Source organism: Mycobacteroides saopaulense, assembly GCF_001456355.1.
Taxonomy (GTDB): domain Bacteria; phylum Actinomycetota; class Actinomycetes; order Mycobacteriales; family Mycobacteriaceae; genus Mycobacterium; species Mycobacterium saopaulense.
Map to the genome: position 1 here is coordinate 3,147,884 of NZ_CP010271.1, position 26,820 is coordinate 3,174,703.

At 63.6% G+C, this 26,820-nt stretch carries 28 protein-coding genes; 17 read left to right on the top strand and 11 right to left on the bottom strand.

Annotation, left to right across the window (positions count from 1 at the left end):
- Nucleotides 1-9: 9 nt before the first annotated feature.
- Nucleotides 10-1,245: a phosphoserine phosphatase SerB gene (serB, locus tag MYCSP_RS15775; RefSeq protein ID WP_088414270.1), complete on the bottom strand. Its 1,236-nt coding sequence runs from the start codon at nt 1,243-1,245 to the stop codon at nt 10-12.
- A 21-nt stretch (nt 1,246-1,266) separates the two neighbouring features.
- Nucleotides 1,267-2,961: an aa3-type cytochrome oxidase subunit I gene (ctaD, locus tag MYCSP_RS15780; RefSeq protein ID WP_070909815.1), complete on the bottom strand. Its 1,695-nt coding sequence runs from the start codon at nt 2,959-2,961 to the stop codon at nt 1,267-1,269.
- Between the two features lie 180 nt (nt 2,962-3,141).
- Between ctaD and MYCSP_RS15785 the strand changes: the two genes are divergently transcribed.
- From MYCSP_RS15785 to MYCSP_RS15800, 4 genes are all read left to right on the top strand, one after another.
- On the top strand, nt 3,142-4,215 hold the full coding sequence (locus MYCSP_RS15785; protein WP_083015551.1) for an ABC transporter substrate-binding protein: 1,074 nt from the start codon (nt 3,142-3,144) through the stop codon (nt 4,213-4,215).
- 52 nt (nt 4,216-4,267) lie between these two features.
- Nucleotides 4,268-4,546, top strand: coding sequence for a YciI family protein (locus tag MYCSP_RS15790; protein ID WP_088414272.1), 279 nt, complete (start codon nt 4,268-4,270; stop codon nt 4,544-4,546).
- Nucleotides 4,543-5,055: a nitroreductase/quinone reductase family protein gene (locus tag MYCSP_RS15795; RefSeq protein ID WP_083015557.1), complete on the top strand. Its 513-nt coding sequence runs from the start codon at nt 4,543-4,545 to the stop codon at nt 5,053-5,055. The genes MYCSP_RS15790 and MYCSP_RS15795 overlap by 4 nt, the downstream gene beginning before the upstream one ends.
- Before the next feature lie 136 nt (nt 5,056-5,191).
- Nucleotides 5,192-5,665 (top strand): SRPBCC family protein, encoded by a 474-nt coding sequence (locus MYCSP_RS15800; protein WP_083015560.1) that lies wholly within the window; start codon nt 5,192-5,194, stop codon nt 5,663-5,665.
- A 10-nt stretch (nt 5,666-5,675) separates the two neighbouring features.
- Here MYCSP_RS15800 and MYCSP_RS15805 read toward each other — a convergent pair whose 3' ends face one another.
- Nucleotides 5,676-6,086 (bottom strand): hypothetical protein, encoded by a 411-nt coding sequence (locus MYCSP_RS15805; protein ID WP_088414274.1) that lies wholly within the window; start codon nt 6,084-6,086, stop codon nt 5,676-5,678.
- Nucleotides 6,087-6,123: 37 nt separating this feature from the next.
- Here MYCSP_RS15805 and MYCSP_RS15810 point away from each other — a divergent pair, with 37 nt between their 5' ends.
- The 8 genes from MYCSP_RS15810 (at nt 6,124) to MYCSP_RS15845 (ending at nt 13,752) form a co-directional block, all read left to right on the top strand.
- A complete protein-coding gene (locus MYCSP_RS15810) occupies nt 6,124-6,696 on the top strand; it encodes a TetR family transcriptional regulator (protein WP_083015567.1) in 573 nt (190 codons plus the stop codon).
- The gene (locus MYCSP_RS15815) at nt 6,693-7,562 is read left to right on the top strand and encodes an EamA family transporter (RefSeq protein WP_088414276.1); all 870 of its coding nucleotides are present in this window, start codon (nt 6,693-6,695) and stop codon (nt 7,560-7,562) included. Before MYCSP_RS15810 ends, MYCSP_RS15815 begins: the two co-directional genes overlap by 4 nt.
- Nucleotides 7,559-8,149, top strand: a complete 591-nt coding sequence (locus tag MYCSP_RS15820) for a TetR/AcrR family transcriptional regulator (protein WP_088414278.1) — start codon at nt 7,559-7,561, stop codon at nt 8,147-8,149. Before MYCSP_RS15815 ends, MYCSP_RS15820 begins: the two co-directional genes overlap by 4 nt.
- Before the next feature lie 33 nt (nt 8,150-8,182).
- Nucleotides 8,183-8,659, top strand: a complete 477-nt coding sequence (locus tag MYCSP_RS15825) for a nitroreductase family deazaflavin-dependent oxidoreductase (RefSeq protein ID WP_088414280.1) — start codon at nt 8,183-8,185, stop codon at nt 8,657-8,659.
- Between the two features lie 81 nt (nt 8,660-8,740).
- Nucleotides 8,741-10,636: an ABC transporter ATP-binding protein/permease gene (locus MYCSP_RS15830; protein ID WP_088414282.1), complete on the top strand. Its 1,896-nt coding sequence runs from the start codon at nt 8,741-8,743 to the stop codon at nt 10,634-10,636.
- 45 nt (nt 10,637-10,681) lie between these two features.
- Complete coding sequence (locus MYCSP_RS15835) at nt 10,682-11,722, top strand: NAD(P)-dependent alcohol dehydrogenase (RefSeq protein ID WP_088414287.1); 1,041 nt, start codon at nt 10,682-10,684, stop codon at nt 11,720-11,722.
- Between the two features lie 56 nt (nt 11,723-11,778).
- Entirely contained in the window at nt 11,779-13,230 is a 1,452-nt protein-coding gene (locus MYCSP_RS15840) for an LLM class flavin-dependent oxidoreductase (RefSeq protein ID WP_088414289.1), read from the top strand.
- Nucleotides 13,231-13,239: 9 nt separating this feature from the next.
- A complete protein-coding gene (locus tag MYCSP_RS15845; RefSeq protein WP_088414291.1) occupies nt 13,240-13,752 on the top strand; it encodes a hypothetical protein in 513 nt (170 codons plus the stop codon).
- Here the strand turns inward: MYCSP_RS15845 and MYCSP_RS15850 are convergent, their stop codons facing one another.
- On the bottom strand, nt 13,753-14,082 hold the full coding sequence (locus MYCSP_RS15850; RefSeq protein ID WP_005077192.1) for a DUF3349 domain-containing protein: 330 nt from the start codon (nt 14,080-14,082) through the stop codon (nt 13,753-13,755).
- A gap of 145 nt (nt 14,083-14,227) precedes the next feature.
- Nucleotides 14,228-15,190, bottom strand: a complete 963-nt coding sequence (gene nrdF, locus MYCSP_RS15855; protein ID WP_083015641.1) for a class 1b ribonucleoside-diphosphate reductase subunit beta — start codon at nt 15,188-15,190, stop codon at nt 14,228-14,230.
- A 186-nt stretch (nt 15,191-15,376) separates the two neighbouring features.
- Here nrdF and MYCSP_RS15860 point away from each other — a divergent pair, with 186 nt between their 5' ends.
- From MYCSP_RS15860 to MYCSP_RS15870, 3 genes are read left to right on the top strand one after another with little or no spacing between them, the layout of a single operon-like run.
- Nucleotides 15,377-16,243 (top strand): SDR family oxidoreductase, encoded by an 867-nt coding sequence (locus MYCSP_RS15860; RefSeq protein ID WP_070909803.1) that lies wholly within the window; start codon nt 15,377-15,379, stop codon nt 16,241-16,243.
- Nucleotides 16,244-16,272: 29 nt separating this feature from the next.
- Complete coding sequence (locus MYCSP_RS15865) at nt 16,273-17,466, top strand: geranylgeranyl reductase family protein (protein WP_070909802.1); 1,194 nt, start codon at nt 16,273-16,275, stop codon at nt 17,464-17,466.
- 30 nt (nt 17,467-17,496) lie between these two features.
- Complete coding sequence (locus MYCSP_RS15870; protein WP_083015594.1) at nt 17,497-18,141, top strand: YoaK family protein; 645 nt, start codon at nt 17,497-17,499, stop codon at nt 18,139-18,141.
- On the opposite strand, the gene MYCSP_RS15875 is transcribed toward MYCSP_RS15870, so the two are convergent.
- Together MYCSP_RS15875 and MYCSP_RS15880 are read right to left on the bottom strand one after the other, a co-directional pair.
- Nucleotides 18,127-18,864 carry a maleylpyruvate isomerase family mycothiol-dependent enzyme gene (locus MYCSP_RS15875; protein ID WP_083015598.1) on the bottom strand — a complete coding sequence of 246 codons (738 nt, stop codon included), beginning with the start codon at nt 18,862-18,864 and terminating at the stop codon, nt 18,127-18,129. The genes MYCSP_RS15870 and MYCSP_RS15875 overlap by 15 nt on opposite strands.
- 48 nt (nt 18,865-18,912) lie before the next feature.
- Nucleotides 18,913-19,626 (bottom strand): LysR family transcriptional regulator substrate-binding protein, encoded by a 714-nt coding sequence (locus MYCSP_RS15880; protein WP_070909799.1) that lies wholly within the window; start codon nt 19,624-19,626, stop codon nt 18,913-18,915.
- A 28-nt stretch (nt 19,627-19,654) separates the two neighbouring features.
- Here MYCSP_RS15880 and MYCSP_RS15885 point away from each other — a divergent pair, with 28 nt between their 5' ends.
- A complete protein-coding gene (locus MYCSP_RS15885; RefSeq protein WP_088414295.1) occupies nt 19,655-20,041 on the top strand; it encodes a DUF5997 family protein in 387 nt (128 codons plus the stop codon).
- 47 nt (nt 20,042-20,088) lie between these two features.
- Nucleotides 20,089-20,442 (top strand): DUF2200 domain-containing protein, encoded by a 354-nt coding sequence (locus MYCSP_RS15890; protein WP_088414297.1) that lies wholly within the window; start codon nt 20,089-20,091, stop codon nt 20,440-20,442.
- A 112-nt stretch (nt 20,443-20,554) separates the two neighbouring features.
- Here MYCSP_RS15890 and MYCSP_RS15895 read toward each other — a convergent pair whose 3' ends face one another.
- The 4 genes from MYCSP_RS15895 to nrdE all read right to left on the bottom strand — a co-directional run bounded on the left by MYCSP_RS15895 (nt 20,555) and on the right by nrdE (nt 26,769).
- Complete coding sequence (locus MYCSP_RS15895) at nt 20,555-21,022, bottom strand: hypothetical protein (protein ID WP_088414299.1); 468 nt, start codon at nt 21,020-21,022, stop codon at nt 20,555-20,557.
- 27 nt (nt 21,023-21,049) lie between these two features.
- The gene (locus tag MYCSP_RS15900) at nt 21,050-24,040 is read right to left on the bottom strand and encodes a YIP1 family protein (protein ID WP_235629489.1); all 2,991 of its coding nucleotides are present in this window, start codon (nt 24,038-24,040) and stop codon (nt 21,050-21,052) included.
- Between the two features lie 194 nt (nt 24,041-24,234).
- Nucleotides 24,235-24,510, bottom strand: coding sequence for a hypothetical protein (locus MYCSP_RS15905; protein ID WP_088415644.1), 276 nt, complete (start codon nt 24,508-24,510; stop codon nt 24,235-24,237).
- A 177-nt stretch (nt 24,511-24,687) separates the two neighbouring features.
- Nucleotides 24,688-26,769 (bottom strand): class 1b ribonucleoside-diphosphate reductase subunit alpha, encoded by a 2,082-nt coding sequence (gene nrdE, locus MYCSP_RS15910; protein WP_070910088.1) that lies wholly within the window; start codon nt 26,767-26,769, stop codon nt 24,688-24,690.
- Between the last annotated feature and the right edge of the window lie 51 nt (nt 26,770-26,820).

The following is a 26,820-nucleotide window of genomic DNA, read 5'->3' on the forward strand; positions in this document are numbered from 1 at the left end:
CTGCCACCGCTAGTCCTCGGGGATATCGACGCGGCGCACACCACCGTCGATGGCATCGGCGGCCTCGATCTCGGCGCGCGTGATGCCCAGGATGAACAGCACCACATCCAGATACGGCTGGCTCACCGACGCATCGGCCACCTTCCGCAGCGCCGGTTTGGCGTTGAAGGCCACACCGAGCCCGGCCGCCGAGAGCATGTCGATATCGTTCGCGCCATCTCCTACGGCCACCGTTTGCGCCAGCGGAACGCCGGCCTCATAGGCAAACTGCCGCAGCGCCTTGGCCTTACCGGGGCGGTCCACGACCTCCCCGATCACCCGGCCGGTGAGCTTGCCGTCCACGATCTCCAACATGTTGGCTGCCACGAAATCAAGGGCCAGTTCATGGGCCAGTGGATCGATCACCTGACGGAAGCCACCCGAGACCACCCCACAGGAGTATCCCAGCCTGCGCAGGGTCCGAATGGTGGTACGTGCACCCGGCGTGAGCACCAATTCCTCGGCGACGTCGTCCAGCACCGATTCGGGGAGCCCGGCGAGGGTGGCCACCCGCTGATGCAGCGACTCTGCGAAGTCCAGTTCCCCACGCATGGCGGCCTCGGTGATGGCGGCCACCTGCTCGCGAGCACCGGCCCGGTCGGCCAGCATCTCGATGACCTCACCCTGTATCAGGGTGGAGTCCACGTCGAACACGATGAGCCGCTTGGCGCGCCGGTCCAGGCTGCTGTGCTCGACGGCGATGTCCACTGGCTCGTCGACGGCGACCTGCGCCATGGCCGTATGCAGATCGACATCGGTCAGCTGCGACTGTGGGACGGTGACGCGCAGTTCCAGGCCCGTCACCGGATAGTCGGCGATGCCACGAATCAGGTCGATGTTGATCCCGAGGGCGGCCAGCTCACGGGCCACCGCACCGAATGCACGGGCCGTGACCGGTCGCCCGAGCACCACGATGGTGTGCGTGGACGGGTCCTTGATCACCGAGCTGTCCCCACCGAACTCGACATCCACATCGAATCCGAGAGTGTGCATGGCCTCTTCGAGCTCGTCCTGCAGCGCTTCGACGGCCTCGCTGCGGCCCGGTGCCTTGACCAAGACGCCGAGCGTGAGCTTGCCGCGGATGACGACCTGTTCGACGTTCAGCAGATCGACACCGTGGCGGGACAGTACTCCCATGAGCACCGAGGTGACGCCGGGCTTATCGGCCCCGGTGACGGTGACAAGAACCGTGACGCGGTTATTCACAAGAGGAGTGTCGCGACCTTATTAGTGGCCGCCACCCACATGTGCCTCGGCGCGCATGCGCTCAGACATGTGCGGGTAGTGCAGCTCGAATGCCGGACGCTCCGAACGGATTCGGGGCAGCTCGGAGAAGTTGTGCCGCGGCGGCGGGCAGCTGGTGGCCCACTCCAGGGAGTTGCCGTAACCCCAGGGGTCATCGACCGTGACAACCTCGCCGTAGCGGTAGCTCTTGAACACGTTCCACAGGAACGGCAGCGTCGAGGCGCCCAGGATGAAGGCACCGACCGTCGAGAACGAGTTCAGGAAGGTGAAGCCGTCGGTGGGCAGGTAGTCGGCGTACCGACGGGGCATGCCCTGGTTACCCAGCCAGTGCTGCACCAGGAAGGTGGAGTGGAAGCCGATGAACGTGAGCCAGAAGTGGAACTTGCCCAGACGCTCGTCGAGCAGGCGACCCGTCATCTTCGGGAACCAGAAGTAGATGCCGGCGTAGGTCGCGAACACGATGGTGCCGAAGAGCACGTAGTGGAAGTGCGCGATCACGAAGTACGAGTCGGTGACGTGGAAGTCGACCGGGGGCATGGCCAGCAGCACGCCGGTCAGACCACCGAAGAGGAAGGTCACCAGGAAGCCCACCGAGAAGATCATCGGGGTCTCGAAGGTCAGCTGCCCCTTCCACATGGTGCCGATCCAGTTGAAGAACTTGATGCCGGTCGGGACTGCGATCAGGAACGTCATGAAGGAGAAGAACGGCAGCAGCACGGCGCCGGTGGCGTACATGTGGTGCGCCCACACCGCGATGGACAGCGCCGCGATACCCAACGTCGCATAGATCAGCGTGGTGTAACCGAAAATCGGCTTGCGGCTGAACACCGGGAAGATCTCCGAGACGATGCCGAAGAACGGCAACGCGATGATGTACACCTCGGGGTGTCCGAAGAACCAGAACAGGTGCTGCCACAGCAGAACTCCGCCGTTGGCGGGGTCGAAGACGTGAGCGCCGAGGTGGCGGTCGGCGGCCAGACCGAACAAAGCCGCGGTCAGTAGCGGGAAGGCCAGCAGCACCAGCACGCTGGTCACCAGGATATTCCAGGTGAAGATCGGCATGCGGAACATCGTCATGCCAGGGGCACGCATACACACGACCGTGGTGATCATGTTGACGGCGCCCAGGATGGTGCCCAGACCACCGACGGCCAGACCCATGATCCACAGGTCGGCACCGGCACCCGGTGAGTGGATGGCGTCGGTCAGCGGGGTGTAGGCGGTCCAGCCGAAGTCGGCGGCACCGCCGGGGGTGATGAAGCCCGCGATGCCGATCATGGCGCCGAAGAGGAAGAGCCAGAAGGAGAAGGCGTTCAGACGCGGGAAGGCAACGTCGGGGGCACCGATCTGTAGCGGCAGCACCACGTTCGCGAAGCCGAACACGATGGGCGTCGCGTAGAACAGCAGCATCACGGTGCCGTGCATGGTGAACAGCTGGTTGAACTGCTCATTGGACAAGAACTGCAGCCCCGGCACGGCCAACTCGGCGCGCATGAACAGCGCCATCAAGCCACCGATGAGGAAGAACGCGAAGCACGCGACCAGGTACATGATGCCGATCAGCTTGTGATCGGTGGTCGTGATCAAGCGGTAGATCAGCGTGCCCCGTGCGCCCATACGGGGCGGGAACGGTCGGCTGGCCTGCAATCCACCAATCGGGGGTGCTTCGGCGGTCACGGCTCCTCCGTTTCCTTGTAGCGCGCAGTCGTTCGAGTGACTGCATGTCTGCCGAGAATCCTAGCCCGCGCCAACCCCGATCGCGGAGCGGGTCCTACACAGAGTCGTATTTGGGTCGCGCCGGATCCGTTTCCGAACGGTGCCACGGTCCTGACGGGGGTCTTTGGCGGTCCTACCCGCGTGTTCGCCTCCCCGCCCGGTAAGTTCGAGCGGGTGCAGACGGCGAGGTTTTGGGGCGCTGCCGCGATATCCGCGGCACTCATAGCGGCGACGGTGTCGGGATGTACCGAGAAACCCACCAACGAGACCCCGAGCACGTTGGCCACCAGCACGACCAAGATCGCCGGCGCAGGCGTGTTGGGCAACGCACGCAAGCCCGACGAGTCCTGCGCCAAGGATGCCGCGCCCCTCGACCCGTCGGCACCGCGCGAGGTGCGGCACGAGCAGGGCGAGACGGAAGTACCCGAGGACGCCAAGCGCATCGTGGTGCTCGACGCCGGGGCGATCGACACGCTGTGCGCGCTGGGGCTGCAGGACCGGATCGTCGGGGTGGGGCTGGCCGACGGCGCGACCACTGCCCCGTCCTACCTGGGCACCGTGATCCACAACGCGGCACCGATCGGCCCTATGGCATCTCCGGACCTGGCCAAGATCGGTGCCGCCAAGCCCGATCTCATCCTCAGCTCGCTCGGCGACCAGAACTCCTACCTGGATCTGAGCGCCATCGCACCGACGGTGATCGTCTCCGGCCACGACCTGGCCGAGCACGTCCGCCTGGTGGGTAAGGCAACCCGTCGGACTGCCGACACCGACAAGCTGTGGTCGGGATTCGTGGACGCCGCCAAGAAGGTGGGCCGCGAGAACGACGCGGCGCATTTCCAGGCCTCGATCGTGCAGTTCACCGATCAGACCGTGCGGGTGTACGGCGCCAGCAATTTCCCTGCCTCGGTGTTCGCCACCGTGGGCTTGGATCGTCCTGCCACCCAACGGTTTACCGATACCCCGTTTGTCGAGATCAGTACCGAGGACTTCTCGGCGGCCGAAGGCGACATCGTGTACGTCTCGTTCACCAGCCCGTCGGCCAAGGACCGCGCCGCCCGGATTTTCGGTACCAAGCCTTGGATGGCGCTCGGCGCGGTGCGCGACAATCGGGTCTTCGCGGTCAACAACGAGGTGTGGCAGACCGGAGACGGAATCGTCGCGGCCCGCGGGATTCTCGACGACTTGCAGTGGGTCAACGCACCGATCAACTGAAATCCCCGTCGCTGCCGCTCCCGGCCGACGATCCAACCGTTACGCTCCGGGCATGTACCACGTACTGCAGCTGACCTACACCCAACCGATCGATGTCGTGGACGGTGTCCGACCCGCGCACCTGGAGTGGCTCGACGGCGAGATCGCGGCAGGCAAGCTGCTGATCAGCGGCCGTAACGAGGCCGGCACCGGCGGCGTGCTGATCACCGGCGACATCAGCGTCGAGGACGCCGAGGCGCTGATCGCGGCAGACCCCTACACCGCGGCCGGGGTCGCCGAGTACACCCGAACCGGATTCAACGCCGGCCGCAAGTCGGAGATAATTCCATGAGCGGCAAGGCTTTTCCTGAGAACCGCTGGGGCAATCCCGACAGCGCGCTGTCCCGGATCGCCGCCAAGTTCGCCGCCACCAAACCGGGCTCGTGGACCATTCGCAAGCTGACGCCGCTGGACCGGGCGGTCATGGAGCGCACGGGCAGCCGGTACACCGTGCTCGGCCCGTTGGGTCTGTCGACACTGCTGCTCACCACGACGGGCCGCAAGTCGGGCCAGCCCAGGGTGTCCCCGCTGCTGTACCTGCACGATGGTGATCGGATCGCCCTGGTGGGCAGCAACTTCGGCCAACAGAAGCACCCGGCGTGGACCACCAACTTGCTGGCGGACCCGCGCGCCAAGGTGACGCTGGCGGGGCAGACCATCGATGTCGTCGCCACCCTCGTCGAGGGCCCCGAGCGCGACGACTACTACCGGCGCTTCGAGGCGATGCTGGAGGTCTACTCGGCCTACAAGGGACGCACCGACCGGGAGATCAGGGTGTTCACCCTCGAACACGCAGCCTGAAGCTATCCGTTACATACAGTACCCGTACCTTTAGTACCGGTTCTGAACAGGTATTTTACAATCAATATGGCGCAAATACTCCCGATTGCGTCCTATTTGGGCTAACGTTCCTCGCGAGACCGCGGAAGGATGGAACGTGATCCAGGAACGCATCGACATCGCCGTGGCTGCCCGGCCGGAGACCGTCCTCGAGGTGCTCAAGGACGTCGAATCGGTCGACAGTTGGCTCCGTCCCCACCTGCCGTCGTGGCCACCCGTCACGAGCAACATGACCGTGGTCGAATCGTTCGAGGACGGCTCACCACGCCTGGTGCGCACCATCAGTTCCACACTCGGAATCTCGGACGATTCCCTGACCGAATATGAGTGGTATCCCGACGGCTGCCAGCTCACCCTGCTGGAGAGTAGAACCCTGCGTCACAACGTCAGCCGGTTCACGGTCATCCCCGATGACCCCGAATCCCGACTGACCGCGGAGATCTCCCTCGACCTGAAGATCCGGCTGCCCGGACTGCTGGAGCGCCAGCTCAAGAAGTCCCAGATGGGGTTCGTACGCAGTTTCCAGCAGGCGCTGGCGGCGGAGTCAGCTCGGCGCGAATTGCGTTCCTAGCCATCCGAGCTCAGCGCCCCCCGCGGACCCGCCGCTTCACCGAGCGCAGGATGTGATTGGTCGCCACCACGTGGCCGCGGGTGCCGATCACCAATGCGCGATAGAGCCGGCCACGCAACCCCGGAAAATCCGCGTAGGTCTGTGCGCGCAACTGAGTGCCGCCGTCTCGGGCGTCAGCAAGCTCGAACACCAGCTCGTACCGCGAAAATCGGTGCTGCCCAGCCAAACTCATCCGTTGCCCGGGTTCGACACCTTCGATCGCGAACCCCGCGCGCGGGCGCGTCCCCAGCAGTACGCCGAGCGGACTGTGCTCGGTAGAGCGCAAGAAGGCGTGGACATAGTCCTGCAGGCTCCCCCACACCCGGTGCCGCGGCGCGTCGACGCGGATCGCATGCTCGTCAATATAGGATAGTTGTTCCATATCCCATGGTCTACCAGAATTAGGACGAACATTCCAGATGGCGCCCGAACGCAAACACACCAGCGATGCCATCCTCGACGCAGTGCGCTCACTCCTACTCGACGGCGGTCCGCGCGCCGCGACCATCGCGGCCATCGCCAGTGCCTCGGGTGCGCCGCCCGGCACCCTGAATCACCGCTTCGGCAACCGCGAGGCCATCATGTCGGCGACCTGGCTGCGCGCCGTCGAACGGTTCCACGAGGCCGCTTTCCGGGCGCTGCAGTCCAGTGACGATCCCATTGAAATCGCCGTCGCGCTTGCGCTTTCGGTCCCCACATTCGCACGCGCCTATCCAGATGACGCCCGTCTGCTGTTCTCACTACGCAGCGCCGACGTCCTTGGCGCCGGCGCGGGCGCCAGCCTGGACCAGATGAACGCGCCGCTGTTCACCGCCATGCGAGATCTGACGCGGACCGTCTACGGCCGCGGCGACGCACGGTCTCGTGATCGGCTCATGCGCGCCGTGGTGGACTTGCCCTATGCCGCCGTACGCCGCCATATGCCCGCTCTGCCCGGATGGCTGGAAGATGATCTGGCAGAGGCGGCCCGCATCCTGTTGGCGTCGCGGTGAGTGAGCGTGAGCGTCACCGGCTTGTCGCGCCCGCACTCATGCTTGTCAGCGGTACGTCGCTGTATGTCGGCGCGGCGGCCGGAGTCGGCCTGTTCCGGTGGCTCGACCCGACCAGCGTGGCCTGGCTCCGAATATGCGGTGCGGCGCTGGTGTTCCTTGTCCTCGCCCGCCCCGGACGCGCGGCGTGGCGGGGCCGCCACCTGTGGTGGGCGGGCAGCTTTGGGGTAGTCACCGCACTCATGAACATGTCGTTCTACCTGGCCATCGACCGACTGCCGCTGGGCACCGCGGTGGCGATCGAATTTCTGGGACCGATCAGCGTCGCGGCGGTTGGGTCGCGGTCTCTTCGCGACGGGCTCTCGGTGCTCGCAGCGCTCATCGGCGTGATCCTGATCGCCGATGTCCAGCTCTCTGCCGAGCCCGCGGGAATGGCGTTCGCGCTCCTGGCCGCGCTCTTTTGGGCCGGATACATAGTTCTGGGAAAACGCGTTGCACTACAGGGCAATCCGGCCGACTCGCTGGCGGTCGGCTTCACCGTGGCCATGGTCGTGACGGCCCCGGTATTGGTCTTCGGAATCGCGACCGCCGGTCCAGACATACCGGTCGCCCACATCATTGTCCTGGGCCTGCTGATGGGCGTGCTCTCCAACGTCATCCCGTACGGGCTCGACCAGGTGATCCTGCGACGCGCTGGGCGGAGTTACTTCGCGGTGCTCCTGGCGCTCCTTCCACTCTCGGCCACCGCGATCGGCGTACTGGTCATGCACCAGATTCCCAGCACGCCAGAACTACTCGGCATCCTTGCGATCGTGGTGGCCGTCGCCGTACGCCGCGACTCCAGACCGCGTGGTAACTTGGCCATGTGACCAACTTGGTCGATCGACCTAATTCGGAGCGCGGGGACCGACGGCGTGTACAACTTGTGCAGGCCGGGGTTGAGTTGCTGTGCGAGGGCGGGTGGCCTGCGGTGACCACTCGGGCCGTCGCCACTCGCGCGGGCACCAATCCCGGAGTGATCCATTACCACTTCGGCGGACTGCCGGGCCTGCACTGCGCGGTCGCCCGCGCGACGTGCGAGCTGGTGATCAGTCCGTTGGTGACCACCTTTCTCGACGCGCCCGATACCCGAACCGCCCTGCGCACGATGCGCGACGCGCTCCCCCAGACCGCCAGTGATGACAACGCGATGCGCCTGGCCGTCGAGCTGATCGCCGGTGCGACCCGCGATTCTGTGCTGGGTTCGGCATTGGGCGCCAAGCTCAAAGAGGTACGCGCAGAGATCGCCGATCATGTTCGCCTGCGCAACCCCGGTTGGTCCCGGCGCCGCGCGGCAGGAATGGCGACGCTGCTCATCGCCTTCATGGATGGTCTGGTGCTACACCATTCGGTCGACCCCAATATCGATACCGCCGAGGCATTTTCACTCCTCGAAAGCTTGCTCGACGAGGAATGAGAGCCGAACCTTGTCAATCGAAAGGAGCACGTCATGAAGGAGATCCAGAAGCCGGATCCACCAACCGGGTTCCAGCGCCTGCTCTGGCGCCTACCCATCAGGCTGTTCCAGGCCCACCTGGGATTCCTGGTGAGCAAACGAATCATGTTGCTAACACACATGGGACGTACGTCTGGCCAACCCCGGCAGGCCGCACTCGAAGTCGTCGAACACCGTAACGACGGCAGCATCATCGCGGCGTCGGGCTTCGGTGGTGCCGCGGACTGGTACAAGAATGTTCGCAAGACACCCGAGGTCACCGTGCAGGTAGGCAGCCGCTCCCACCGCGCGCTGGCCGCCACGCTGTCGACGGAAGAAGGCGGCGATCTCATGGCCCACTATGCGATGAAGCGCCCTCGCTCGGCCAAGCAACTGAGCCGCTTGATGGGTTTTGAGGTCGACGGTTCCGCCGACGACTATCGCGAGGTGGGCCGGGCGATCCCGTTCGTGAGGTTCACCCCCACGCCGTAACCCCGTTGCCAGGACGCGCTCAGTCTGTGCCCGTACACTCCGCGATCAACTGGATAGTGACGGATTCGGAGGGCATGACGAATGAAGACGGCCATCGATTGGGGCGATGCGTTACAGAATTCGATTGTCTGGATCGCCTGGGTTTGGCCGCTCACACTCGCGATATTTCTTGTTGTCGCGTTCTTGGTGATCCGGCTGACGACGTGGGGCCGCCAGTTCTGGCGCATTACCAGCGGATTCTTCATTGGGCCGGAGTGGCGCAAATCGTGGCTATTGCTGGCATTACTACTGCTCTCGGTCGTCTGTGGCGTGCGGTTACTGGTCCTCTTCTCGTACTACTCCAACGACTTCTCATCATCAATCCAGTACATCGTTCAGGCGACGGCTCGGCATGGCGAAGGGATGCCCGAGGCGAAGTCGGCCTTCTGGCATGCCATGCTGATGTTCGTTATCCTCGCGACGATCCACGTGATCCGGTCACAGATCGACCTCCTACTTCTTCAGACATTCATCGTTCGGTGGCGCATCTGGCTGACCCAGCGCATCACGACCGACTGGCTGAGCCAGCGAGCGTTCTACCGGTCACGTTTCATCGACAACACGATCGACAACCCAGATCAACGAATTCAGGCCGATATCAACAACTTTGTGGCGATGTCGAGTGCACCAGAGGCGCTGCAGAGTACAACCACTCACCTAGTCTTCGGTTCGATCAACTCAACGATTTCGTTGGTGTCCTTCACGCTGATCCTCTGGGATCTATCTGGACCGGTGCACATCCTCGGCACCGACGTCCCCAGGGCCATGGTGTTTCTCGCATATGTCTACGTCCTCATCGCAACATTTATCGCGTTCCGGGTCGGGCGCCCACTGATCCGGCTGTTCTTCCTGAATGAACGCCTCAACGCCATGTTCCGCTATGCCCTGGTGCGCTTGCGCGACACGGCGGAAAGCGTGGCGTTCTACCGAGGCGAGCGTGCCGAGTCCAGTCAGTTGAAGAGACGATTTGACGGGATCATCGCCAACTTCTGGCACCTGATCTTCTGGACTGTCGGCTTCAATGCATGGAACCTCAGCATTACTCAAGCCGCCCAGGTATTTCCGTACATCGTTCAGATACCTCGACTGATCGCGGGTCAGATCACCTACGGAGATATGACCCAGGCCGCCGGAGCCTTCAACAGCGTCCATGACAATCTGTCCTTCTTCCGCAACGCTTATGACAACTTCGCGGCGTATAGGGCGACGGTGATGCGTCTAGATGGACTACTCCGAGCCAACGAGCAATCCCGCGAGCTGCCCTCGCTGGACCCGGGCAATCAAGAAGAGGGCGTCACGCTGGAGAACGTGTATGTCCGTAAACCCAACGGCGACACACTCATCGACGATGTGAACTTGGAGCTGAATGCCGGGGATGCACTCGTCATCAAGGGATCCTCGGGCGGCGGTAAGACGACCCTGCTGCGTTCCCTGGCCCAGTTGTGGCCCTACGCGGACGGCCATTGGAGCCGTCCTGGCGGCGAACACGAGACCATGTTCATCTCTCAGCTGCCTTACATACCGCTCGGAAATCTGCGCGACGCACTGAGCTACCCCGCCGAATCGGGGACGTTCTCCGATGATCAGCTGCGCCAAACATTGGAAAAGGTCTCGCTGGCGCATCTTGTCGACCGCCTCGACGAGGAGTCCGACTGGATCAAGGTGCTCTCGCCCGGCGAGCAGCAGCGTGTCGCCTTCGCACGCATCCTGCTCATCAAGCCCAAGGTGGTCTTCATGGACGAGTCCACCTCGGCGCTCGACGAGGGATTGGAGTTCGCGCTCTATCGCCTTGTCCGCACCGAGGTGCCCGAATGCACCGTCGTCAGCGTCAGCCATCGCAGCACCGTTGACCAGCATCACACCCAAAAATTGGAGCTGCTGGGCGAGGGGCGTTGGGCGCTCTCTCCGATCGGCGCGGGAATAAGCGGGGCCGAGTAGGCTTTCAATCGGTAGCTACGTTAACTATCGCAAAAGGATGCATATATGGTCTCCGTGTCGGCTTATGCCGCGACTTCCGGTAAGGACCCCCTGGTCCCCACCACAATCGAACGTCGCGAGGTTGGTCCGCACGATGTCTTCATCGACATCAAGTTCGCCGGTATCTGTCACTCCGACATCCACACTGTCCGTGATGAGTGGGGCCGCGCCAACTACCCCATCGTCCCTGGTCACGAGATCGCCGGTGTCATCACCGAGGTCGGCTCCGAGGTAACCAAGTTCAAGCCGGGCGACCACGCCGGCGTCGGCTGCTTCGTGAACTCCTGCCGTGAGTGTCCGAGCTGCCTTGCCGGACTGGAGCAGTTCTGCGAGCGCGGCATGGTCGGCACCTATGGCGCCAAAGATCGCGACGGCACCCAGACACAGGGTGGATACAGCCAGGCCATCGTCGTCGACGAGAACTACGTCCTGCGCATCCCCGACAGCCTGCCGCTGGATGCGGCTGCACCGCTGCTGTGCGCCGGCATCACCACCTTCTCGCCGCTGCGACACTGGAACGCCGGTCCCGGCAAGCGCGTCGCCGTCGTCGGCCTGGGTGGCCTCGGCCACATGGCCGTCAAGCTGGGCAAGGCGATGGGCGCCGAGGTGACGGTGCTGAGCCAGTCGCTCAAGAAGATGGAAGACGGACTGCGCCTGGGTGCCAGCCACTACTACGCCACCGCCGACCCGCACACCTTCAAGTCGCTGCGCAGCAGCTTCGACCTGATCCTCAACACCGTGTCCTCCAACTTGGACATGGGCAAGTACCTGGGCCTGCTCGGTGTCGACGGCACCCTGGTGGAGCTGGGCCTGCCCGAGAACCCGATCGAGGTCCCCGGCTTCCCGCTGCTGACCAACAGGCGCAGCATCTCAGGTTCGTTGATCGGCGGCATCCCGGAAACCCAAGAGATGCTTGACTTCTGCGCTAAGCACGGCATCGGATCCGAGATCGAGGTCATCGACGCCTCGTACATCAACGAGGCCTACGAGCGAGTGGTGGCTAGCGACGTGCGGTACCGCTTCGTCATCGATACCGCCACGCTCTAAGTATCACCCCGAGTACAACCGGTGACTGATGTCGTCGGGGTGCCGATGCTGAGGGGATGACCCGCGTCATCCGTTTCAACGCGTTCGATATGAATTGCGTTGCACACCAATCCCCTGGCCTGTGGCGGCACCCCGACGACCAGTCCTGGCGGTACAAGGATCTGTCCTACTGGACCAACCTGGCCAAGCTGCTGGAGCGCGGCCGTTTCGACGGACTGTTCATTGCCGATGTGCTTGGCACCTACGACATCTACGACGCCAGCGACGAGGCGGCCATCCGCCAGGCAGCGCAAATCCCCGTCGCCGATCCTCTACTGCTGGTCTCGGCGATGGCATTGGTCACCGAGAACCTCGGCTTCGGGGTCACCACGGGCACGGGATTCGAGCACCCATATCCATTCGCGCGCAGGCTATCCACCCTTGATCACCTCACCGGCGGGCGTGTCGGGTGGAATGTGGTCACCGGATATCTGCCCGCCGCGGCACGCAACATGGGCCAGACCGATCAGCCCGCACACGATGCCCGATACGACCACGCCGACGAATACCTGGAGGTGCTCTACAAGCTGTGGGAAGGTTCCTGGGAAGACGACGCCGTCATCCGCGATACGGCGCGCGGTGTCTTCACCGATCCGGACAAGGTGCACCACATCGGTCATGAGGGAACGCATTTCACTGTTCCCGGTGTACATCTGGTGGAGCCTTCCCCACAACGGACGCCGGTGATCTATCAGGCGGGATCCTCCCCGCGCGGGGTACGCTTCGCCGCCGAGAACGCCGAGGCGGTGTTCACCGCGGCTCCCACCAAGGAACTGCTGCGCCAGACGGTCACCACGATTCGCCGCGAACTCGAACTCGCCGGGCGAGATCCTTACTCCGCCAAGATCTTCAACCTCACCACTGTGATCACCGGCGAGAACTCCGAAGCGGCGCACGCCAAGCACCGCGAGCTGCTGAGCTATGGCAGTGCCGAGGGCGCACTGGTGTTCATGTCCGGCTGGATGGGCGTCGACCTGGCTCGTTACGGCCTGGACGAGCCGATCGGAAACGTGGACTCCAATGCCATCCTGTCAGCGGTCGCGGCATTCCAGTCGGCCACCGATGACGGCAGGGAATGGAAGGTGCGCGACATCGCCGAATGGGGCGAGATCGGCGGCATGGGCCCCCGCGTCATCGGTTCCGGTGTCGAGGTCGCCGACACCCTGCAGGAATGGGTGGAGGAAACCGATGTCGACGGGTTCAACCTGGCCTACGCCATCACCCCGGGTACCTTCGAGGACTTCATCGAGCATGTGGTTCCGGTGCTGACCGAGCGCGGCGCCTACCAAAATGCCTATACGCCAGGAACATTGCGCCACAAACTGCTGGGCAACGGCGACCGCCTACCCGAGGAGCACCGCGGCGCCAAGTACCGAATCGGCGGGCCGCTGTCGACGATCATCGATCGGCCCTCCACCGTGCCGTCGTCGTCCGGATCCACCGCACCGACACCGACCCGCGGGCGGTAGATTCCGTGCATGGCGAACCGGGTGATCAGAGGTCTTCTCATCACGTGTACCGCGGCGCTGCTTAGCGCCAGTCCTGCCGCTGCCCAACCGCCATCGGGCTTCCCCGATCTCAGCGGGTTGCCGATCGTCGACGCCCACCAATTCTTCAGCGTCAAGGTCTATCGTTTCGCGACACCGGACGGCGTCGCGTGCGAGAGCGCCGGGTACAACCCATATTTCCAGTGGACCTGCATGGGACCCAAGGGCGCCGGGGCCGCCCAACTGGATCTGGGTGCTTACGCGCGGAACAACGGCAGCCCAGCGACGGTGGGCGAATCACAGGGCACCGCCGATCTGGCCAACATTCCGGTGCTACCGGGCAATCACCGGGTGCAGATTCCCGTCCCCGTCCATAACGACGACGGCAGCCAGACCGTATTGACCTGTGCCACTCCAGCACCCAAGACGACCGCCTGTTTGGTTGACGATGCCCGCGGTGCGCACGGATTCGTGCTGAGCCCAGAACGCAACTGGGCGTTCTAGTTAGGCGTTGAGCGCGGTGGAGTCCACGCCGGCGAGCGGCCAGCCACCGGCCGCGAGTCGCGAGGCGACACGCGAAATGTCTTGAGCGGTCGGCTCATCCTTCGTCACGTCCGCGATGAACTTCTCGATCTCGTCCTTGCTCACCACACCGTCGATCTGCGCAGACGACTCGGGGTCGGTCAGTTTGGCGACCACTTCCTGCACCTGCTCTTCGGTCAGGGTGCGGCGCAGCAGCGCCAACAGGGGGAACCGATCCGTGGGAGGTACACCCTCCGGGTATCCGGCCGACAGCCAGGACAGGATCGAACCGATAATCGATGTGCTCGTCACGGTAATAGTGTCCCCGCAGCAGGTTCACAGCGCGAGGTGACATCAGTACAGTTCACCGGCCGTTCATTTGTCCTGGGCCAACAGACGTGAAAGCCCCCAACACGCCGAGCGCATGGGGGCTTTCACGTCTTCTGGCGAGGCTGGACTAGAAGTCCCAGTCCTCGTCTTCGGTGTTCACGGCCTTGCCGATGACATAGCTGGAGCCCGATCCGGAGAAGAAGTCGTGGTTCTCGTCTGCGTTCGGTGACAGCGCCGACAGGATCGCCGGATTGACGTCGGTCTCCTCGCGCGGGAACAGCGCCTCGTAGCCCAGGTTCATCAGGGCCTTGTTGGCGTTGTACCGCAGGAACTTCTTGACGTCCTCGGTGAGCCCGACCTCGTCGTAAAGGTCTTCGGTGTAGTCGGTCTCGTTCTCGTACAGCTCGTAGAGCAGGTCGTAGGTGTAGTCCTTGATCTCGGCGCGCTTGGCCTCATCAACGCGTTCCAGACCCCGCTGGAACTTGTAGCCGATGTAGTACCCGTGCACGGCCTCGTCACGGATGATCAGGCGAATCATGTCGGCCGTGTTGGTCAGCTTGGCACGGCTGGACCAGTACATGGGAAGGTAGAAGCCGGAGTAGAACAGGAAGCTCTCTAGCAAGGTCGAGGCAACCTTGCGCTTGAGCGGCTCGTCACCCCGGTAGTACTCCATGACGATCTCGGCCTTGCGTTGCAGGTTCGGGTTCTCCTCCGACCAGCGGAACGCGTCATCGATCTCACGCGTAGAGCACAGTGTCGAGAAGATCGAGCTGTAGCTCTTGGCGTGCACCGACTCCATGAACGCGATGTTGGTGTACACCGCCTCCTCGTGCGGAGTGAGCGCATCGGGGATCAGGCTAACCGCGCCCACGGTGCCCTGAATGGTGTCCAGCAGCGTCAGACCCGTGAAAACCCGCATGGTCAACTGCTTTTCATGATCGGTCAGGGTGTTCCACGACGGGATGTCGTTGGACACCGGCACCTTTTCGGGCAGCCAGAAGTTACCGGTGAGCCGGTCCCAGACCTCGGCATCCTTCTCATCGGGAACCCGATTCCAGTTGATCGCCGAGACGCGGCTGACCAGCTTCAGTTTTTCACTCACGAGACCACTCCTGGAGAACGTCGAACAGATTCGCGGGATTCGCTGACTGTGGAACAGACACTACCCCTGGGGGCCGACATCACGGCGCAACACAACGTGTTGTGGTTAAGCGTGTCGAACTCATTCGGCAGAATCCCTAGTGACGCAAACTTGACACGTGTAAAGTCCGTGGTCATGGGCTCATCTAGGGACAATATCCACGGGAAAACTATCGCCATCACCGGTGCCGCACGCGGCATCGGCTACGCCACGGCCACCGCTCTCCTGCGGCGCGGCGCCCGGGTGGTGATCGGTGACCGTGATGTCGAGGCACTCAGTGCAGCCGTTGAGGGCCTCAAGGAAGAGGGCAACGTCGACGCGCATCCCGTGGATGTCACCGATCCGAGCTCCTTCAAGCGATTCCTCGAGGCCGCCAGTGCCGGCGGGCCCGTCGACGTGCTCGTCAACAACGCCGGCGTCATGCCGATCGGCCCGTTCCTGTCGACGAGCGATGGCGCCATCCGCTCGATGCTGGAGGTCAACCTGTACGGCGTCATCAACGGCTGTCGGCTGGCGCTGCCGGAGATGGTGGCCCGCCGCAGTGGCCAGGTGGTCAATATCGCCTCGGTCGCCGGCCTGATGGCGGTGCCCGGAATGGCCGTCTACAACGCGTCGAAGTTCGGGGTGGTGGGCCTCTCCCGCGCCCTGAGCGACGAGTTCGCTCCGCAGGGAGTCCAGGTCAGCGCGGTGCTGCCGACGTTCACCAACACCGAGCTGATCTCCGGCACCGATTCCACCGGTGCACAAAAGCCTGTCGAACCCGAGGACATCGCCGACGCGGTGGTGCGCATCATCGAAAAGCCGCGTGTCCAGCTGACCGTGCCGAAGCCACTGGGTGCGGTCACCACGATCGTCAATTCACTGCCGACGGGAATCCGCCGGTTCATGAGCAAGAAGACCGGCACCGATCGCGTCTTCCTCGATTTCGACACCAGTGCACGCACCGCCTACGAGAACCGCGCCGGCTCGAGCCTGGGCGTGACCAAGCCCGACGGAGAATAGACGCCCTCGCGGCCCCTATTATTTGATACGTGAGCGAGAACCACTACGACATCGCGGTAGTCGGCGGGGGCCCGGCCGGGTCATCTGCGGCCTGGCAGGCCGCCCGCACGGGTGCCCGCGTGGTCCTCGTCGACAAGGCCGAATTTCCCCGGGACAAGCCGTGCGGTGACGGGCTGACTGCCCGCGCGGTGAGCTACCTGCAAAAGATGGGTTTGGCCAACGAGGTCGCACAGTTCCACCGGGTCGACGGGGTGCGCGTCGACAGCGGCAGTCTCTGGGAACTCACCTTCCCCAAGCGTCCCGGCATGCCCGATCACGGACATGTGGTGCGCCGCCCCGAGTTGGACACCCTGCTGCTCAAGCACGCCGAGTCCGCGGGCGTCGAGGTGCGTCAGTCCACCGAGGCGGTGGCACCCATCGGCGACGGCAACGTGGTCAAGGGCATCGAGGTCAAGACCTCCAACGGGTCCCGCGAGACGATCTCGGCTGACGCGGTGATCGTCGCCGACGGCGCCTACTCTCCCATCAAGCGCGCGATGAACCTCGATTCGGAGGTCAAGGGGTACACCGCGATTGCGATCCGGGCCGAGATGGAGGCCAATCGCGAAGACTCGAACATGCTCGACATCGATCTGCGGCTGCACCACAAGAACGACGCGCTGATCGGATACGGATGGGTCTTCCCACTCGGCGCGGGGCGGATCAACGTCGGCATCGGCTACGTCAACAGCTACAAGAAGTGGCAGGACGTCAACGCCGCGCAGGTGCTGGACACCTACATGAAAAAGCTGCCCCGGGAGTGGGAGCTGCCCGATCTTGCCGAACTGCGCAAGAACAAGGGTGTGCGCGCCTGGCGGCTACCGATGGGATTCACCGCGTGGCCGCCCTGGCGCCCCGGTGTGCTGTTCGCCGGTGACGCGTTGGGCGCCGGTAAGCCGGTCAGTGGCGCCGGCATTTCCAAGGCGCTCGAATCCGGTTTGGCCGCAGGCGAATGCGCGGTCGCGGCGTTGCAGAACGCCGGACCGCAGGACTTCACCAACTACGAGCAGCGCATGAACGACGCCTGGGGCCGGGAGTACCGCCGCGGCCGCATCATGCACCGCGCGCTGGGCAACCCGTGGCTGTGCGACAAGGGCATCAAGCTGCTGGACAACGCCACCTTCCGCGACAACATGCTCAAGGCCTTGTACAAGCGGGCTCAGGGCCCCGGCCACAAGCACTGATCCACTGTGTGGTCGATCCGGCGACGGGAAATGGTGCTTGCCACCGGACTGTCCACGGCCGCAGGGTTTCTCGACGCGATCGGGTTCGTCCACCTGGGTGGGTACTTCCTGTCCTTCATGAGCGGCAACACCACCAGAATGGCGGCTTCGGCGGCCATCCAGAACTGGGAATCCGCCTACAAGGCAGCCGGTTTGATCGGCATGTTCTTCATCGGCGTGATGGTCGGTGCGATCGCCTCACGTATCAGCGGTGAACACGAGCGCGTGGCAGTGCTGGCCGTCTCCTCGACCACGGTTGCCGCAGCAGCGATCACCCAGGAGTTGGGCGCCGGGGTGGCGGCGCTGCTCGTCACGGCGTTGGCCATGGGTTCGATGAACTCGGTCTTCCAGCGCTCCGGCGAAGTGCAGGTCGGGCTCACCTACATCACCGGCACAGTCGTCAAGGCCGGTCAACGGCTCGTCGACGCATTCTTCGGCGGCCCCAAATGGGTGTGGCTGCGCTACGTGACCCTGTGGGCGGGCCTGACGGTCGGCGCCGTGCTGGGCGCCGCGACGTATCACCGCATCGGGCTGGACGCGCTGTGGGTCGGACTGGCGCTGCTGGTAATCGCCACGGTCACCACGTGGCTGGTACGCAGGTCTAGCCGTACCCGGCCCGCCTTAGATCCGAACTAGATCCAGTACCCGCTCGACGCGGGCGGCATCCCCGTCGACCGTCAAGCGCGACAACGGAACCCGATGCCAGAGCGCCAGCAGCAGATCGGACGTCGACGCCGTGATGGTGGCGTCCGGAGTGGCGTCGTCATCCACGATGCCGATGCTGTCCGCGTCCGCCCGCAGCAGCCAGACGCCACCTCCATCGTTGGCGTTCAGTAATACTCGCGCGCCCTGCAGATCTGCCGGTGTGCCGCCGTCGCGCCCGATGCGCCGGGGTGTGAAGAGCTCGGACCACTCGCCGATGCCGTCGGCCGCCAGAGCAGTATCGATGGGTTCGGTATCCCATCCGCGATATGCGTGCTCGATGTCCCAACGGTGCACCGCCACCTCGTTTGCCTGCCGCCGGTACCAGAACCGCACCGGCCGCTCGCCGAACGGCGACTTCGTGGGCGCGTCAAGATCCGCGGAGGTCAGTGTCTCGACCAGCTCTTCGGCGTAGCCCGAATACCAACCCAGGACGGCCTGACCTGTCGGAGCCTCCGCGTCGACATCCTGGTATGGAACCTTTTGACCGACAATGACTCCCACCGCCCATCGGTGCACGCCGCCGAGATGGGCCACCAGGTCCCGGGCGGTCCAGCCCGGGCACGACGGCGCGTCCCGATCGAGGGACTCGGGCGGGGTCGCGACGACGGCCGCGATCCCCTTGCGCAGTGCTTCCAACCATTCGTCGGGGGTCACGCGGTCATTAGATCACTGACGAGCCTGAATCTCGCGACGATTTCGGGCTCAGCGTCGACCACGCTTTGGTCGGCCCGGGTCTCGCGCGACCTTGCCCGCCGCGGCGCGGGCGGCCTGCTTCGCGAGGGTCTTTTCTCGCGCGGTGCGCTTCGGGGCCGACTCGGCGCGCCCCCGTGACGAATCGGGTTTGCGTCCCCGCACAATCCCGATGAACTCCTCGACCAGTTCGGGCTGTTGCCCCTCTGGGAAAGCCAGTACCACCGGGCAGGTGGGCGCATCGGTGATCGGGCGATAGGTGAGGTCCTTGCGGTGATACAGCCGAGCCAGTGACTGCGGAACGATGAGCGCGCCCATCCCCGCGGCGACGAGTTCTATTGCGTCCTCGGTGGTCTCGGGCCGGTGATCGACCGGAACGCCGGGAGCCTCGGCCCAGGAGAGGACGTCATCAAGCGGGAGCAGCACTGGCTCGTCGTCGAGGTCCGCGGCCGTGATCGCGTCGACAGCAGTGAGCAGGTGATCGGTCGGCACCACCACCACCGTCGTCTCCTCGTAGAGAGGAATGACGGCCAGCCCCGATGTGTCGGCCGGCAGCCGAAGCAACGCCACGTCAACGGTGCCCGCCCGCACTGCTGCGGCTGCATCTGCCGCAGTGACAGCGTGCAAGTGCAACGGGACCTCTCGATGACGCTCGGCCCAGATCCGGGCCCACTTCGCGGGTGTCCCGCCGGGGACGTACCCGAGGGTGAGGCTGAGCGCGGTCACTGCCTCAGGCTACCGATACGCTGATGCCATGAGCAGGCCGAACGCGCAGTCCATGAAACCCGCCACGGCAGCCAAGAAGCTGGACGTGTACCTGCAAGCGACACCTGCGGAGTTCCAGGAGAACGCGATCACCCGTGCCGAGCTCGCTGCGTTGCAGGAGGATCCACCGCAGTGGCTCAAGGATCTGCGCAAGAACGGACCGCACCCGAAGAACCTCGTGGCGGCCAAGCTGGGCGTCTCGATCTCAGGTCTCTCCCGGGGCGGCGTCGAGGAAGCGCTCACCACCGAGCAGATCAATCAGCTGCTCGAAGAGAAGCCGGAATGGCTGATCGCAGAACGCGAAAGCTATCAGAACGTGTTGCGTGAAGAGCGACGCCTGAAAGCGCTACACGCAGACAAGGCCCGCAAGGAGTGAGCCCTTACACGGAGCGGCGCTGCAGACCAGGCGGTTAGCCTCAGGCCATGGAGCATCGGATTTTTCGCACCCCCGTCGCCTCGGTCTATCCGCACTACCTCTCGAAGATCGAACGCAAGGGCCGCACACAGGCCGAACTCGACGAGGTCGTCCGATGGCTGACCGGCTTCGACGAAGTGACGATGCGCCGCCATCTCGCGGACGGGGCGACGTTCGCGGAGTTCTTTTCCGACGCGTCGCTGAACCCGAATGCCTCGCTCATCACAGGCGTTGTGTGCGGAGTGAAGGTGCAGGAGGTCGACGACCCACTCATGCGAAAGATCCGTTACCTCGACAAGCTCGTAGACGAACTCGCGGGGGGTAAGCCTCTGGCGAAGGTCCTTCGCGGCTCCGGGCCGTAATCGGAAAGACTTCTACAACGGTCGCCCGCGTGTCCCATCTTTTGTTCTACCCCGGGCACAAATCGACTGACACGACGGGTGTGCCTCCGCAGCTGATGCCTTGCGTGCTTGATTAGTGGGCGGCGGGGAAGAGTTCGGGCGGCGCCGAGTAGTCGCGGCTCCATGTCACCCAGGGAACATCGGTCGGCCCTATGCTGCTGGTGATTAGAGTCCACTGCCCTGTGTCGCCGCGCTGCAGAAGCCCCGCGTACTGCTGCGACTTCGCACCGTGCTTGGCGGCTTCGGCGTCCTCCGGATCCAGATACGTAACGGGCCCGCCGTTTGCATTGCGCATCTTGGCATACACAAAAGCCCAGCGGCCATCATCTGAGATGCGGAACGTCTCATATTTAGAACTGATCACCAGTTGAACAGATTGCCCGAATTTGGCATCGAGATCTGTCAGTGCTGGCTTGAGGATTACACAGCCTTCGGGTGATTGTGGATCCACATCCGCCGACGCAAAGGGGGCACTGATCAGGGAACCCGCCAGAACTAACAGAATCGGAGTCAATATCCTCAACATGGAAGCCTCTTTCATTTGCTGCTAGGTTAACGTGATCCCGGCTCAGGACGGGGGCTTTAGATAGGTAATCGCGCTACTCCACGGAGCCTCGAAGCCGACTTTCTGCGGCCCCTCCCCTCCGGGTCCTGTGTTATTTGATCCTATGAGCGTAAGTTTTCCAGCATCGTTGGCGGAAACAAACTCGACGTGCTGGCTGTGCGCGCTGCCGAATATGGCGACTGCTCCGGGCGGAGCTTCAGCTGCCGGGACGGCCTGCCATCCATTTGCTGTTAGGGTCTTGTACAGAGGCAAGACCCCGACTGTCTGAGAACTCGGATCAAGTAGACCGGCTTTGATTAGCACAGCGCTAGCAAAATTTGCGCAGTCCACAGTTGGGTCTATGCCCTTCTGCATCTGCAGATCGCTGTTGTTTGCTAAATCATCAGCCCACTTCCCCAAATACTGTTTGGCGACCTCAGCAGGATTGTTCGATCTCGCGGCTTCCAGAGGGGACGGTGGAGGCGTGCCGGGTGAAGAGGTAGGTGTTGGCGAACTGGTCGGCGCAGGAGCCGGAGTGTTCGGCGGCGGGGTGGTCGGTGCTGGCGGACTTGGCGGCGTGGCTGGCGGCTGCGTGGACTGTGTAGGTGTCGGCGTTGGTGAGGTAGTCGGCGCTGGCGGTTCCGGCGCGGGGCCAGGCGAGGCCGGTGGTGATGACAGATGCGGTACCGAAGATGGTGTTGCAGGGGTCGATGGTTGCAAAGGTGCTGGCAGAGGGTCAGGGGCAGGAGCAGTCTTGAAATCGACTGCTTCGGCGGTGCCACCTTCCGACAGTGCATCACTGGCCGCGCCGGTATCGGGCAACCCACCCGTCCCCAAGCTGGATACCGAATTGACCGCGCCGGCACCTTGAGAGGTCAGTTGTGAGCCCTGCCCAACCATGTCGGTGACCTGGGATGCTTGGTCGTTCAACTGCGTGAACTGTTCAGTTTGCGGTTTCAGCTGTGGGTTGGCGTCACCGACAGCCTGGGCGACTTGATCGGCTTCTCCCTGAGCAGTTTTCACGATCTGACTGCCAGCGTTAACCGCGTCGGCGGTGCCCTGAATGCCTTGTGAGACCCCCTGAACCACGGTGATTGCGTCCTGCGGGTTCACCGCTCCGGATTGTGCCGACGATGCTAGCGAAGCGCCAGCCTGCGCGGCCGAACCGAAGCCTTGAGCGGCCTGCCCCGAAGACTCGCCGATCTGCTGGCCGGATTGGACATAGGTCTGCACATCACCCGGAAGGCCTTGCACCGCTTGCGAAGCATCCTGCCCCAGCGCCTCGGTATCCGGGCCCTGTTGCTCGTCCTGCTTGCGGCGGCGCGTCGAGGCCGCACCCAGCAACAGCGCGGACAGATCGTTATCACCGGACTGCTTATCGCGGTCGTCCTGCTCGTCCTTGTCGTCCTTGTCGTCCTTCTTCTTGTCCTTCGACGGGAACTTCGGCGACTGCTGCTTGCTCTGCTTCTGCTGCTGGAGCTGCTTGGTCAGGTCATCGATACGCTGACGGTCCTGATCCGACTGCTGCTGCCTTTCCTGCAGCTGACGCGTCAGATCATCGATCTTCTGCTGATCCGACGACTGGTTCGGCTGCTGCCCAGAGTTGTTCTGCGGCGGCTGATTCTGCCCAGGCTGCTGCTGGGGTGCTTGCTGCGATTGTTGCACCGGCTGCTGCACGCCCTGATTCGGCTGCCCGCCCTGCGATCCCGGGTTGGCTTGCCCGCCGTTGTACTCGGGGTTCGGGGCACCGGGACCTTGGGTATACGGCGTCGCGTTCTGATAATCCGGGATTTGGGTGCCGTGCGCAGGCTGATCCCACCCCTGCTGAGACCCCTGCTGAGCCCCTTGTAAGCCAGTACTGTTGCCCGCCGAGGGAGCCTGCGTGTTGTAGATGCTGATGCCGCTGTTCTGATCCAGTGGCGGCTGGTTGATACCACCTTGATAGTCCGGCATCTGCGGCCCGCCTTGACTCGGCGGCTGAAACATCTGCCCACCCCCAGGAGGGCCATCACTACCGCCCGGGCCACCACAATCCGGCGGGCAGGCCGCGCGAGCCTCCGGCACCGTCGCCGGAGTGAACCAACCCAAGCCGAGTCCGCTGGCCGAAAACATCAACACCGCAACCACACCGGCGGTCGCAGTTGCCGTCTGGGAGGCATCGCTGGCCCATTTCCACAGACCCACAAGACCTTTCCACCACCCCAGGTTGGAACCGATCGCCCACAGCAGCACTGCGGTGATAGCGGCGACAGCGGGCAGTACATCCGGGCCGGTAATCCACACATACAACCGCGGCGTAATACCAGCGGTCAGCAGCACCAACCCCAAACCACCACCGATCAGCGCGGCCACCAGACCCGGATGCCACAGCCCCTCCGGCGCCCGCCGCCTGCCGGCCGCGCGGTCACGCTCGATGAGTAGACCTGAGTCGGTGAGAGCTTCCTTGGCCAGGCCGGTCACATACCCGCCACCAGTGAAGAGCGCGGCGCCAGCGACCACCGCCACCAACATCTGACCAACCCCCAGCGACAGCGACCACTGACTCTCACCGGTCAGGTGCTGCCACCAGCTGGTGTAGCCGCCGCGGAACGTCCACCACATACCCAGCGCCCCAACGATGACCGCCCCTGACGCAGCCACCGCCTGGACAGGCTCGGCACACAGGTCTTTCGCTCGATCGAAAAGCGCTGTGACCGCTGGTCGGGCACCCCATATCGCAAGCTTTATCCCGCCACCAAGCGCGGTCAAAGCCAACAGCAGCAGCCCCGCCCAGCCAATCAGAGCCGCAGCGTCGTCACCGCTGCGATACAGGTTATGCAGCGCGGCCACCGCGCCGATAACCAGGACACTCCCGCCAGCGAAAGCAGCCAGGCGGCGACCCGGGTCCCGATCGGGGCTGGATTGGGGAGCACGATCACGCACGGGCAACTCCTGCGTCGCCGCACTTGAACGCGCCAAATCGCGGCAATCTGTCACCGCTGTCAGCCGTTCAGTTGATCGTTCATTCCCCGACACATCGCCTCCGTCAAATCCCGCAAATTCCTCAGGGCTTAACACTACGCCCAGAAAACTTCAGCTGTCCATGCGGATAGCAAACATCGCGCCTCGGCTGGTCTATGGCCCTAGTAACCACTTCCGGCGTTGTTCGTGAGCAGCGCTGATCCGCTTCTTGAAACTTGACGGCGGCACCGACGAGAATTTCGGCCCCACTAAAGAGCGTCGCCGGGGAAGCTCATGCCAATCTGAGTGCCGCCTTCGGAAATCACATCGCCGCCGCGATACTCGTTGAGGTACTCGGCGCGCCACCGCGGCCAGTCCATGTAGACGTCACCGACGACGTCGCGGTAACGCCGGTACTGCCCGCGTGCGGTCCGCAGTGACCGTCGCGACTCCCGCGCCGCACGCCGGGCCGCTCGCCTGGCCGAGGATTCCTGTGCGGACGTTAGCTCGACAGGCGGGTCACGGAATATCTTCCGTCGAAACATGTAACACAGCATGGCATGCCGGTGTTGTAACCGCCCGGTACCGCAACCGCCGAAGTTGCCATGCTCCTACTGCTATGGATGCGCCGATCGAGGCATCCGGTGCCGCCTGCGGCCTATGCCCCGAAAAAAGCGGGCCAGGGAGCGTTTCCCTGACCCGCTTTTTGAACAGATATGCCCCTACAGCATGCAGGAAACGCAGCCCTCGACCTCGGTGCCTTCCAGCGCCATCTGACGCAGCCGGATGTAGTACAGCGTCTTGATTCCCTTGCGCCACGCGTAAATCTGCGCCTTGTTGACGTCACGCGTGCTGGCGGTGTCCTTGAAGAACAGCGTCAGCGACAGGCCCTGGTCCACGTGCTGAGTGGCCGCAGCGTACGTGTCGATGATCTTCTCGTAGCCGATCTCGTACGCGTCCTGGTAGTACTCCAGGTTGTCGTTCGTCAGGTACGGCGCCGGGTAGTACGCCCGGCCAATCTTGCCTTCCTTGCGGATCTCGATCTTCGAGGCAACCGGGTGAATCGACGATGTCGAGTGGTTGATGTAGGAGATCGATCCGGTCGGCGGCACCGCCTGCAGGTTCTGGTTGTAGATGCCGTGCTGCTGCACCGACTCCTTCAAACGCAGCCAATCATCCTGTGTCGGAATGCGAATCCCGGCATCCGCGAACAGTTGGCGCACCTTCTCGGTCGCCGGCTCCCACACCTGCTCGGTGTACTTGTCGAAGAACTCGCCGCTGGCATACTTCGACTTCTCGAAGCCACCGAAGGCCTTACCGCGCTCGACGGCGATACGGTTCGATGCCTTCAGCGCGTGGTAGAGCACCGTGTAGAAGTAGATGTTGGTGAAATCCACACCCTCTTCGGAGCCGTAGAAGATCCGCTCACGCGCCAGGTAGCCGTGCAGGTTCATCTGCCCCAGGCCGATGGCGTGAGAGTCGTTGTTGCCCTGCTCGATCGAGGGCACCGACCAGATGTGGGTCTGATCCGACACCGCGGTCAGCGCGCGGATCGACACCTCGATGGTCTGCGCGAAGTCCGGCGAGTCCATCGTCTTGGCGATGTTCAGCGAGCCGAGGTTGCACGAAATGTCCTTGCCCACCTTGGCGTACGACAGATCATCGTTGAACAGCGACGGTGTCGACACCTGCAGGATCTCCGAGCACAGGTTCGAATGCGTGATCTTGCCCTCGATGGGGTTGGCACGGTTCACGGTGTCCTCGTACATGATGTACGGGTAGCCTGACTCGAACTGCAGCTCGGCGAGGGTCTGGAAGAACTCGCGCGCCTTGATCTTCGTCTTCCGGATCTGGCCGTTATCGACCATCTCGTAATACTTTTCGGTGACGTTGATGTCGGCGAACGGCACCCCGTAGGTGCGCTCGACATCGTACGGCGAGAACAGGTACATGTCCTCGTTCTTCTTGGCCAACTCGAAGGTGATGTCCGGGATCACCACACCCAGCGAGAGGGTCTTGATGCGGATCTTCTCGTCGGCGTTCTCGCGCTTGGTGTCCAGGAAGCGGTAGATGTCCGGGTGGTGTGCGTGCAGGTACACCGCACCGGCCCCCTGGCGTGCACCGAGCTGGTTGGCGTAGGAGAAGGAGTCCTCCAGCAGCTTCATGATCGGAATGACACCCGAGGATTGGTTTTCGATGTTCTTGATCGGCGCACCGTGCTCACGAATGTTGGTGAGCAGCAAGGCGACACCGCCACCGCGCTTGGACAGCTGCAGTGCCGAGTTGATGGAGCGCCCAATGGACTCCATGTTGTCCTCGATGCGCAGCAGGAAGCAGGACACCGGCTCGCCGCGCTGCTTCTTGCCCGAGTTCAGGAAGGTCGGGGTGGCCGGCTGGAAACGGCCGTCGATGATCTCGTCGACCAGCTTCTCGGCCAGCTGCAGATCGCCGGCGGCCAGCGTCAGTGCCACCATGACGACGCGGTCCTCGAAGCGCTCCAGGTAACGCTTTCCGTCGAAGGTCTTCAGCGTGTACGAGGTGTAGTACTTGAATGCGCCGAGGAACGTCGGGAACCGGAACTTCTTGGCGTAGGCCCGATCCAGCAGACTCTTGACGAAGTTGCGCGAGTACTGGTCGAGCACCTCGCGCTCGTAGTACTCCTTCTCGATCAGGTAGTCGAGCTTCTCGTCCTGATTGTGGAAGAAGACCGTGTTCTGGTTGACGTGCTGCAGGAAGTACTGCCGCGCCGCCGCCGCATCCTTGTCGAACTGGATCTTGCCGTCGGCGTCATACAGATTGAGCATGGCGTTGAGGGCGTGATAGTCCAGCTCGCCGTGAGCCGAGCCATGCGCAGA